Here is an 11,432-nt window from a genome sequence, read left to right as displayed (position 1 = left end):
GAGACTTAGTTTTTAATCTTGCTCAGATCTCACCTCCCACAGCACCAGCCACTTTCCGCGTCAGCTCCGCCATCCGACAGGAATACCCCCACTCGTTGTCATATACCGTGGTAGGACGGGTTACCTCAAACACACAGTCGGTGAGGGAGGCATTGAGTAAAGGCACCCGGACAGCAAGACCGTTAAGTTTACCTTTGAGTTCTATCTGCTCATCACTGGCTGCTGCCACCTCCGAAGCCCAGCGTCCATGGACGGAGTCAAATTTGAGTAAATGGGCCGCCGTTGTCCCACCCTGGATCTCGTTGATATGGACAAACTCCAGAATTGGCCAAGCTGCCCGCAGGACCAGTCGGCCAATTCTGCCAAAGCCATTAATTGCAATTTTTGCCATCGCCTGGTTGAAGCCATTCCAAGGAGCCTATATTTATTATTTCAATTTAGATTGAAATGTCAAGTAAGCTAAAAGACATTTATATCTGGTTTAGGTGTGATATCTGGCTGTGCTAGCTCAACTCATATCAAAGCGTAGCTACCCCTCATAAGTTCCTCAACTTATTCTGCTGATATTAATAACAGAGTGGCAAATATCATTTTGCTGGCAGCTGTTGAATTAGCAGACTCTTAGGAGAAAACCAATGATTCGCAAAATTGTGGTTGGTCTTGATCGATCTACTCTGAGTTCACAGGCTCTCCAGAGTGCGATCGCATTTGCCCAAAGCTATAATGCAGAACTAAAACTCGTCCATGTTTTAGTCAATAGCGAACCAGATGCACCTCAATTCAGCGGGTATTTTGGCGGTCCTCTCTATCCCAGCATCAGTTCCACGGTAGTAGAGTCCTACCAAACTGCCTGGAATCAATTCGTTGATCACGCCCAGTCCGTATTAAACCAGCAGGTAGAGACAGCCTGTCAGTGCGGTATAACCGCCACTGGCACACTCCTTTATGGAAATCCGGGAGCAAAGCTCTGTGAAACAGCCCAAAGCTGGGACGCAGATTTGGTTGTAGTGGGTAGCCGTGGCCTGTCAGGAATTCGTGAACTACTCATTGGCAGCGTTAGCAACCATGTATTGCACCATGCCCCCTGCTCAGTATTAGTTGTGCATCCCACCTCTCAATCATTGGTGCATCCCACCTCCCAGACCGCCCCTGAAAAAAATAAACCCAACGACAGCGAACCAATCCAGCCAATGCAGCGCATTTTAGTTGCTTTGGATCGCTCTGACATGGCCAGACAAGCCATGTTAATGGCGCTCAACCTGGCCAAACAACATCAGGCTGAAATCAGATTAGTGCATATTCTCGATGGGGATGAACCCGGCATGCCGTCCAAGCTGCTTTTTAGCGACAGTCAGTATATTGGGCAACATAGCGAACGCCTATTTGCAGAGTATCAGCAAGAGTGGAATCACTTTATTAATGACTGGTGGCAATGGCTGCAGCAACGGGTTGATGAAATTGAAGCAGAGGGAGTTGAGGCCATCTGCGATGTGATGCAAGGACGCACGGGATATCGCATTTGTGAAATAGCCCAGGACTGGCCCGCCGATTTAATCGTGATCGGCTGTCGTGGTCTCTCAGGACTGCAAGAACTGTTGATGGGCAGTGTTAGCTACTACGTTAGTCATCGTGCGCCCTGTGCAGTACTCGTCACTCGCACCCAGCTACCGGCCCAAAAATCTCATCAGACCCAGACTGCTGCTCAGAATGCGGAATTGTCAACTAGCGCTGCTCAGTTGAGATGAAAACAGGCTGAGGCAGTTGAGGTGTGGGCCTTAGGGATAGATTCACTGTGTCTCCTCCTCATAACTTCCCCATATTGTTTGACTAGCGTGAAATCATCGCCAAAACACAGGTGACATATCGTCAGGGACATCATGCTTATGAGACAGGATATGCAGTCCACCCGTAACATCGGTCTACCCCGACTGGTGCTAATCAGCGCCTTTCGCGTTAGCATGCTCTGGGATTTGCTCACTACATTTTTAGGGAGTTTGCTGATTCTCAATGGCATTCACTTTATTGCCATTGGTTTGAGTTTAGTGGGCACCTTAATTGCCGGAGCCTTTAACTTTTCGACTCGCTCTATTTGGGGATCCGGTCGCATTAAACAACGTGAAATTTATCTCCTCAGGTTAGCCTGGGTAATGGCAGTTTTATTTGATTTTTGGACATCCTTTATCTGCAATGTGACCTATGTGGCGTTAGGACGCTTTGAGCTGGGTCGACCTGCAGCTTGGGACTTTATGATGCGTTTGACATGGGACCAGCATCTGATTGTTCTAGTCATTACCCTGTTTACGGTGATGAGTCCCATGATGGTGGGTGTGATCAGAAAGCGTAATCCCGATTTCTTAGCTTAACCCCCAGTTACCAATACCCATAACGACTTGCCAAAGACGATTGATCGCGGTATCTATGAAGCATCTAGATACCGCGATTTAATGTATCGCTAACCGCTGTGAGTGCCGTTTTAAACGCTATTACTCTTGACAATATTTTGCTTATTGTCGTACCCATTGTCATTATCCTGGGTGCGTTTTTTCTAGGAATAATTGTTGAGCGTCAGGGGTTGCATCGGCTGCAGGCCGCATCTGCCAAACTGGGATGGGGCGGTGCCGATGTGATTATCAATTCCCTGAAAGGGCTGATTTTGCTATGGTTTATCATTGGTGGCATTTTTGCAGCCATTCTCACACTGCCCATCGACAATAATTTATTTCTGACCATTCAAAGGGGATTGCTAGTAGTCGCGATCGCATCTGGTACCCTGATTGTTGCCCGTTTGTCCGTAGGGTTTGTCCGCTACTTCTCCGAGACCAAAGGCGCTGGTAATCTGACATCTCTATTTGAGATGCTGACCCAGATTGTGATCTTCACCTTTGGTGTCCTGATTACCCTGCAGTCTCTTGGCATTGCCATTACCCCTTTACTCACAGCCTTGGGTATTGGCGGGGTGTCCCTAGGTTTAGCATTTCAAAGTACCTTGACCAATTTTTTGTCCGGATTAAACCTGGCCACATCCAACAAACTGCGGGTGGGAGATTTTATTCAGCTTGATTCTGGCGAGGAAGGGTATGTGGTTGATATTGCCTGGCGGCATACCATCCTGCAAGACATCCGCGACAATATGGTCGTGGTGCCCAACACCCGCATCCTCAATAACGTTTTTAAGAACTATGGTCTGCCGGACCAAGAGGCCCTGATTATTCTCGAAGTAGGCGTGAGCTATGACACGGACCTAGAACAGGTAGAACAAGTGACCCTTGCGGTTGCCCATGAGGTAATGAATCAAGTGGAAGGCGGTGTGCCAAATTCTGATCCCTGGATTCGATTTAAAGAGTTTGGCTATTTTGCGATTACCATGACAGTTTATCTGCGCATTCGCGAATATTTTGATCATCTAGTCATACGTCACGAGTTTATCAAGCGGTTGCATACACGCTTTCGCCATGAAAATATTCCAATGCCGTTTCCCATTAAAACCTCCCTCATCCCCATGCCCCATGAGCCACAACAAAACGCCAAAGGTAGCGCTATAAGTTACGACAGTTTGCCTGACATTCCCTTCCTAAACGATGAACAATAAATGCTCCCTGAGCGCAGAATCACTAGGGATAGATATGAACTGTTTTTAAAGCAGGGTAAAGACAATAGGTCTTGATACGTTGAGACTATGCTCTGTGGATTGAGAGACTACTGAAGCCAACCAATCTCTACCATGGATTACCTACCATGGTAAATCCCGCCCAATAGAATGGATGTTGGAAATGATGATCTGCTACCTCAGCCAGACTTCCTTGTAGAGCATAGGGTTCTTGTTCAGTGATGATAAGATTGCCATCGCTAATTTTAACCCGACCCTCTTTCATCGCTAGTTGTGCTTGACGTAGCGCTTCTGCCTTGATGGGGCCTGCTTCTAAATGGCTATAAAACTCACTCATTAGTGCCAGTGTGCCTGTGTCTGGCACTTGCATTAAACTGGCTAAAGCTGTTTTAACGCCTAATTGATAGGCAAGCCCGGCAAATCCTAGTTCAGACTGCTCATCCCCTAATGCTGTCTCACAAGCACTTAAGGTTAGCAAATCAATGCCCTCCAGGTTAAGTTTAGAGAACTCTTTCAAACTCAAATGGCCATTTCCACTGAAATAAATAAACGAATTAGCAGGATCGCTAGAATCGTATGTTGCATGGGTGGCCAAGTGTAAAATATTGAAATCTAAATTCTTGAGAAGAGTTTGCAATATCTCTGGAGTAAATAGTTTTTCTTTCCTGATAATTGGCCGCCAATCTCCAAATCGCTGATCGAGAAAATCTAACTCACTTTCTACCCCTGGTAGATCTGATAGCTGCCTAGGACCAGAAATTTCAAACTCACTATTGCCCATTGCTAATAATCGAGTTGGAGCGATATCTTGATAGCGTGTATCTGTTAGACTGATGCTGGGCATCAGACCCACACTGTACTTATCAATAATAAAATTACCGTTAGAATCCTGCATGATGGGAAGAGGAAAATCTGCAGGAAATACCGTTACTGAAGATTGATTTTTTGCGACTTCTTGACTCTCTTCCTCAGGTTGTAGGCTGGCTAGTGGCAAAGAACGCAGCTTGATATCCATAATAAAAACCAGATTGTTAATATTCTGATTTTCAAGATCACTTTCAATAGGAGCGATCAGGGCTTGATATAGAGATCTAGCTGGGGTAATCCAGTTGTTATGAAAGCCCCAAATAGGACTAAGTTGTAAATTATCAACATGCTCTTCGATATCTGCAAACGTGAACTCTGTTGGCTTTAGTACAGGCCTACCCTGACTAGTGACTACCATTAAGAGAAGCTTGCTAGCATCTCGTTCTGCTTCAGAATATCTGTATGGAAACAAGTAGGAATAATCATTAATTCTTTCATCAGATATAAATTTCCAAATATCTTCATTACTGCCACCTGACAGTCTTGACAAATATCCATTAGGAGACAAGAAAAAAGCATAAATAATTGCAGGTCGGACCCCCGTTGCTTGCTCAACTTGGGATAGTTCATTTTGAATTTCGTCTAACGTTTTAATTGGAGTCTCTCCAGACTGCCTCGAATAAGTTTCATATTGAGTCGTAAAGTTCTCTTCAAGTTTATAAACCAAGTTGGCTATATCAGTATCAAGCTGGGATTCAGGAGTTTCTTGGGAGCGTATTCTGTGCTGATTATGCAATGTATCTTGCTGAATAGTGGCTGTCTCCGACCAGGCAGCAGATATCTCCGGCAGAATAGTTGCCATTTCTGACAAGATCGTTGTGTTAATCCTGATATTATCTTGAATATAACTTTCTGGAAAACTGCGAATAGGGGTAATTGTATTATCGGCTCTAGAGGCGATGATTCCTGCTGTTCCATTAACGCTGGCATCTCCAACTACAAAAGGAACATCCATAGGACCACCGCCATGTCTAATAAAAATATTACCACCTGTCTGATCGTCTGTACTTGAGATACTAGCGGTTAACCCATTTTGATCCAGAAATGTTCCATTTACCCTGAACAATGAATCTGTTTCAACAACAATGTTACCTCCAAGGCCATTGAAACCCTGCGTATCAAGTACACCTATTGTAATTTGGCCAGCAGCATTGATATTGACATCACCCCCCTGCTGTCCTGAGTTATTAATATCTCCTGTAGTAACACCATCAAGATTACTGATAATCGAAACCATTGCCACATTGCTATCTGTAGGAATTAAGTTGGGATTGATCTCACCAATATTAACTGTCCCATCAGCGCTTACAGCAATGGCTCCACCCTGACCTGGCACACCTAGATCTGAAAAGGCAAATGTTTCTAAAAGTCCAGTAGTAATGGCACCGTCTTCAGCTGTAATTTGAACATTGCCTCCAGTATTGTCAGTATTACCTGAGCGGCCAACGGTAAACGAAAAAATATCTCCTGTGACAATATTTCCATTTCCTGTATTCAGAGTAATTGCTCCACCATTGTCTGAAAAACCAATATTTCCGCTATTTGGAGGGGCAGAATTTGAAAAGGAACGGAGAATATTCGTGGTAATGTTACCATTCTCTGAAAAGAGATTAATATTTCCTCCTTGACCAGCATTACCACTAACGGCTTCTGCAAAAGTATTGATATCGCCTGTGTTAATATCTCCATCTGCACTCAGCGAGATTTGCCCACCACTTCCCGAATTAGTAGCAAATGCATCTAGATTGGATGTGCTAATACCCCCGACGTTGGCAGTCAGAGTGATATCACCTGCAGTCAGCAGCCCATCAACTGAAGCATTAATAATCGCCTGATTAGCACTAATGCTAGCCGCTGTAATACTTAGATCACGACCACTGGTAACGATAGAGCTAGCTGGCTCCATGGAAAAATTATTCTCAGCGAAAAAAGTAATAGGTCCACCCGTAACAAAATTTAGAGCTACTCCCGAAGCGATAGTAATATCATTAGTCGCCTCTAGTAACAAAGTGCCAGCCAAGCTCTCTAGAAACGCTTCTCCGATTACAAAATCAGCTGGGAGCCCATCACCTGATAAAATCTGATCGTCGCTTAGCTGATTATCATCAGGGCCGATATTAGGCACAATTCTAATGTCAGCAGGATCTAACAGAAGTGTTCCGTCATCACCCCTTAAAGCATCTAATTTAACAGAACCATCAAACAACAAACTCTCCTTGCCAGAAATTTCAATAAATCCACCATTGCCACCATTAACGCCGCCGCTAACACTGGCATCACCATAGAATCCAGTCAGTTCATCAGCCCATACAATGATATTCCCACCATTTCCAGTTTGTAGAGCATCGGCGGTAATAACAGAGTTGTTATCTACATAAGTGCGCGTCGCATTAATGATACTTTCTTGACCCTGGTATCCTCCACCGATTCTAACGATACCGCCGCCGTCATTTCCAGAGGCATTGATAGTGGCATTATTCAGAGCCACACGATCCCCTAACACATGAATGCTCCCACCTAATGTGTCAGTCACCTCAAGAATTCCAGCAGCGATGACTGTTCCAGTGGTTACCTCAATTCCATTAGTGCTGTTAATGAGTTGGAGTGAGCCATCTGCATTAAGGGTAATCTCCGAAGCATTGGCTAAATTCCCGCCTGTGAGCAGTTCCGCTAAGGAGAGAGGGCTAAAGCTATCAACAATTTCGATTGGCTGAGAGATAGTCTCTAATTCCAGACTTAGAAGCATATCGGCTTGACTGATACGTACCCAATTTCTGCCAGGAACCGCAGTCAAGATAATTTGTCCGCCTGGTGCAGAAAGCTCACCTGTATTGATGACACTCCCCCCAAGTAGCGTTAGAACTTTTCCTGCTTCCACCGACAGTAATCCCGTATTAACAACACTGCCAGGATTACTGTCGGTGAAAATAAACCCTGAAGGTTCACTGGCCAGCGTAGAAAAGTCATTTGTTCCCAAAACGTTAAATTGGCTATTGCCAAAATCAACGCCATTCGCTGTAGTGGCTGTAAATGAGCCTTGCAGGTTGAGCTGTGCATTTGCGCCGAAGAGAATACCGGCAGGATTGAGCAGATATAGGTTTGTTGCGCTGCCACCGGTAACTTGAACCAATCCATCAATGATAGATGCATTGCCAGAGACAACCCTACCGAGAATGTTTTGAATAGATGGGGGAGCAATGAAATTAGCACGCTCGCCAACTTGCAAACTGAAATTTTCAAAGCTATGAAAAAGATTGTTGCCGCTCTGAGTGCCGCCATCAATACTAAAATCAGTCTCAGTAGCTGTTACGATGGTGCCAATACCATCAGATGTCGGCGTTATTTGAGTAATGCCTGGTAAAACACGATAATTAAACAACCCCAGCGTCATTAAAGATAAGCAAATACCTTTTTTAAAGAATCTCATTGAAGTAGTACCCCTAATTAGTCAGTGGGTCATCATGCTAAAGCAGTAGACAACTCGAAATAGAGAAAAGATGTTATCCCTCTTCTTTAGGCTACACAACATGTTTTTAGTAGCCTAAAGAAACTTCTCAATAGCTTTCAGCCTGAGATCGTTTAGTCTATTTGCCTATGGATCTTCCACAACCCAATTAAGCCGACCCCAAGAATAACCCCAAAAGAAGCACCTAGTTCTGGGACTGATGTGGTTTGTAGTTGCTCTACTTGAACAAAATCTATCTCATAAAAGAAAGATTGATCTGCGGCCAAACTGAATGCGGGTTGTAGTGAATTATCAAAAGCATCAGCAAAATCAGCTGCAGGTGCCCAAAAATTTAAATGAAGATTCAAGGGAGTTTCTGGAATATTGACATCTAAATCCCCTGTAAAAGCAGCTTCAGTGCGAATTAAATTGCCATTAACAAGCCAGCGAACTTCGTCTGGCAACCACTCTATGCGAAATGTATTGAATTCTGTTAAGTCCAAATTATTAACATTGATAAAGGCAGGATCACCTCTCCCCGGTGGATCATCTGCAAAAACATTTGTTAAAACTCTTGGAGCTTCTCCAGCTTCAACGTTATTGATGTCATTAGTTAAAAATTCAAAGTCAATCTCATTGAATAAAAATTGATTAGAACTTACCTCTGTACTATCAAAGAGAAACATGGCTGCAACTAGCCCTCTTTGGGTAGAGATGCCGAGAGAATCAGGTGTATTTATACGAGTTCGTGCTTCTACAGCAAGCCCATTCCCTCGGCTAAATGTTTGAGTAGAGATGATTTCAGAGCCAAAGAAAGATGGTACTTCGCCAGGCCCTAAATTGCTATTGCGTGGATTAAAGGTATTTAACTCTAGCTGGGCGACTCCGTCAACGATGGCTGGTCGCTCATGGAGTTTGAGCTGAGTTCGGCCTAAAAATGTTGGGTTTGGCTCTCCTGGACCAGGCGTTGGTACTGGAAATTGGGGTAAATCCCAGAGATTCCCACTAACATTACCAGTTCCCTCAAAGTCATCTCGAAACAGCACAGCACCATAGGCAATCGTGCTTGAACTCAGAATACTGAGTAAGGCTAGAGCACTAAGAACATTAAGTCTAAGGACCTTCATCACTTAAATCCTCTATACTAGAGAGCCAAAATCTAGGGAGGCGTTTTGAGTAATTGTGGCGACATCATGAGATTCTTATCGAAACTTATGGCTGCTTGAAAGCATAAAGATTGTATTCTGCCCTGACTGATGCCACTACCGTAACTTCCCTGTTGAGTATATAGATTTGAAGGCCTAGAACTTATTCAAGGTCAAAAAACGTTATTAAACTTCTTCAGGAGTTTGAGGCGTGAGCTGCGACTGAGCTTGTTGCTAAAAACCTCAGGTAAAGACAGTTAAGCTGGTGTATTTCGTTGGAGTGGTCATAAGCTAAAATTCCCTATTGACCCTCAGCCGCAAAACTGGTCACAAATTAGGCTCACTGACCATCGATAGTTTTTGCCTACGACTAGCGGTGCAGCGGCTGAGAAGTTAAAAAAATAAGTTGACGCACGCGTCAACGGTTGGCAAGCTCGCCACCCTGATAAGGCTCAGATGTTTGATTGTGGAATCTATCTTTTTGAGGGGAGATGCGAACAAAACAGTCTCCGCTTTCTCGGCTATTCTGTGCTTGTAGCCAATGGTTGACGCCGTTGAGTACCGCCAATATGGAGGCTGTCGTAATATTGCGATGGGTACCCATCCCGTAGTATCGCTGGGACTGGGTTTGGCCAGTAACGGCAACCAGTGCGATCGCTTCAGCCCCACTACCTGAATTTAAAGCTCGTTCTTCATAGTCAACAATCTCAATGTCAAACCCACCATGACGCAGGGCCGCCACTAGCGCATCAATAGGGCCATTGCCAGCTCCCTGCAAATGTAGCGGTTGATGTTGATAGCTAACTTCCATGGCCAGCTGTTGCACCTGATGATTATCGCCAGCGGTTTCCAGGTGGTGGTTTTTATAGACCAATGGGCCAGGCGCTGTGCCATAGGTTCGACAAAACAGCTGCCAAATTGCCACAGATGACATCTCCTCTCCTGTGCTATCCATCACTTGCTGCACGATCTGGCTAAACTCTATCTGCAAAGGCTTGGGCAATACTACGCTATAGTCTCGCTCTAGCAAAAAGGCAATACCGCCCTTGCCTGATTGGCTATTCACCCGCACAATTGCCTCATAGGAGCGGCCTACATCCGCCGGGTCCATGGGCAGATAGGGAATCTCCCAAGGGGCACTTGGCTGTCCTTGGGCAAATCCTTTTTTAATGGCGTCCTGGTGAGAACCGGAAAAGGCGGTGAATACTAGCTCGCCAATGTAGGGGTGACGGGGATGAATGGGCAGTTGGGTGCACTGTTTTACGACTGTGGCCACCTGGTCAATGTTTGAGAAGTCTAATCCGGGATGGACTCCCTGGGTATAAAGGTTCATGGCTAGAGTGACTAGATCCACATTGCCAGTCCGTTCACCGTTGCCAAATAGACACCCTTCGACACGGTCAGCGCCTGCCATTTGCGCTAGTTCTGCGGCGGCAACACTGCAGCCTCTGTCATTGTGGGGATGAACACTCAGGGCGATCGCATCTCGATAGTGCAAATGACGATGCATCCACTCCACCTGGTCGGCAAAGACATTGGGGGTAGCCACCTCAATACTGGCGGGCAGATTAATCACGGCTTTAGTCTCAGGTGTGGGCTGCCATACCGCCAACACCGCATTGCAAATATCTCGAGCAAAGGGCAGCTCGGTCGAGGTAAACACCTCAGGAGAATACTGAAATCGCCAGTAGGTTTCAGGGTGTTGTTGAGCCAGCTGACGAATCAACGTTGCTGCTGAGACCGCCAGCTCAATGGTCTCAGCTTTACTATTGCCAAACACCACCTGTCGGAAGACAGGAGCTGTGGCGTTATAGACGTGAACAATGGCTTGCTTGGCTCCTTGTAGTGATGCAAAGGTACGGCGAATCAGCGATTCTCTAGCCTGGGTGAGCACCTGTATGGTGACATCGTCGGGGATACGGTCTTCCTCAATCAGACGTCTAACAAATTCAAATTCTGTTGCCGAGGCCGATGGAAACCCCACTTCAATTTCTTTAAGGCCAATCTGCACGAGCATTTCAAAGAATTGCAGCTTTTGGTCAATGGACATCGGGTTAGCCAGGGCCTGGTTGCCATCGCGCAGATCGGTGCTCAGCCATACGGGAGGTTGGGTAATAGTGCGACTGGGCCAAGTCCGGTCTGTGAGTTGGATCGGTTGAAATGGACGGTATTTTTGAGTGGGATTCTGCAACATGATGATTTTGATAAGGATAGATGAAGAGAGTGAAACTGCTGCTGTCACAACAGATTACTCACACGAAGGAGTGCCAACATTTAGGTGTTGGTGGCGGGTGGAAAATTTTGACAGGGGTAACCTACCCCGGAGCTTCTGGGAGTTAGAGCTACTGTGTGTACATATTTGGAAGAT

General features: G+C 45.5%; 7 protein-coding genes. 3 read left to right on the top strand and 4 right to left on the bottom strand.

What is annotated here, in order from left to right; translation table 11 throughout:
- Positions 1-22 precede the first annotated feature (22 nt).
- A complete protein-coding gene (locus N836_RS52185; RefSeq protein ID WP_023072788.1) occupies positions 23-391 on the bottom strand; it encodes a glyceraldehyde 3-phosphate dehydrogenase NAD-binding domain-containing protein in 369 nt (122 codons plus the stop codon).
- A 244-nt stretch (positions 392-635) separates the two neighbouring features.
- Here N836_RS52185 and N836_RS73305 point away from each other — a divergent pair, with 244 nt between their 5' ends.
- The 3 genes from N836_RS73305 (at position 636) to N836_RS52175 (ending at position 3,589) form a co-directional block, all read left to right on the top strand.
- The gene (locus N836_RS73305) at positions 636-1,745 is read left to right on the top strand and encodes a universal stress protein (protein ID WP_023072787.1); all 1,110 of its coding nucleotides are present in this window, start codon (positions 636-638) and stop codon (positions 1,743-1,745) included.
- Between the two features lie 150 nt (positions 1,746-1,895).
- Entirely contained in the window at positions 1,896-2,363 is a 468-nt protein-coding gene (locus tag N836_RS52180; protein ID WP_023072786.1) for a hypothetical protein, read from the top strand.
- A 98-nt stretch (positions 2,364-2,461) separates the two neighbouring features.
- Positions 2,462-3,589: a mechanosensitive ion channel family protein gene (locus N836_RS52175; protein WP_023072785.1), complete on the top strand. Its 1,128-nt coding sequence runs from the start codon at positions 2,462-2,464 to the stop codon at positions 3,587-3,589.
- A gap of 127 nt (positions 3,590-3,716) precedes the next feature.
- Here N836_RS52175 and N836_RS52170 read toward each other — a convergent pair whose 3' ends face one another.
- The 3 genes from N836_RS52170 to leuA form a co-directional block, all read right to left on the bottom strand.
- Positions 3,717-7,901 (bottom strand): CHAT domain-containing protein, encoded by a 4,185-nt coding sequence (locus N836_RS52170; RefSeq protein WP_081716854.1) that lies wholly within the window; start codon positions 7,899-7,901, stop codon positions 3,717-3,719.
- 152 nt (positions 7,902-8,053) lie between these two features.
- On the bottom strand, positions 8,054-9,046 hold the full coding sequence (locus N836_RS52165; protein WP_023072783.1) for a glycoside hydrolase family 16 protein: 993 nt from the start codon (positions 9,044-9,046) through the stop codon (positions 8,054-8,056).
- 436 nt (positions 9,047-9,482) lie between these two features.
- A complete protein-coding gene (gene leuA, locus N836_RS52160; RefSeq protein WP_023072782.1) occupies positions 9,483-11,258 on the bottom strand; it encodes a 2-isopropylmalate synthase in 1,776 nt (591 codons plus the stop codon).
- Between the last annotated feature and the right edge of the window lie 174 nt (positions 11,259-11,432).

It is taken from the genome of Leptolyngbya sp. Heron Island J, assembly GCF_000482245.1.
GTDB lineage: Bacteria > Cyanobacteriota > Cyanobacteriia > Phormidesmidales > Phormidesmidaceae > Leptothoe.
Note: the sequence above shows the minus strand (reverse complement) of the source record. Positions and strands in the feature narration are given on the sequence as shown.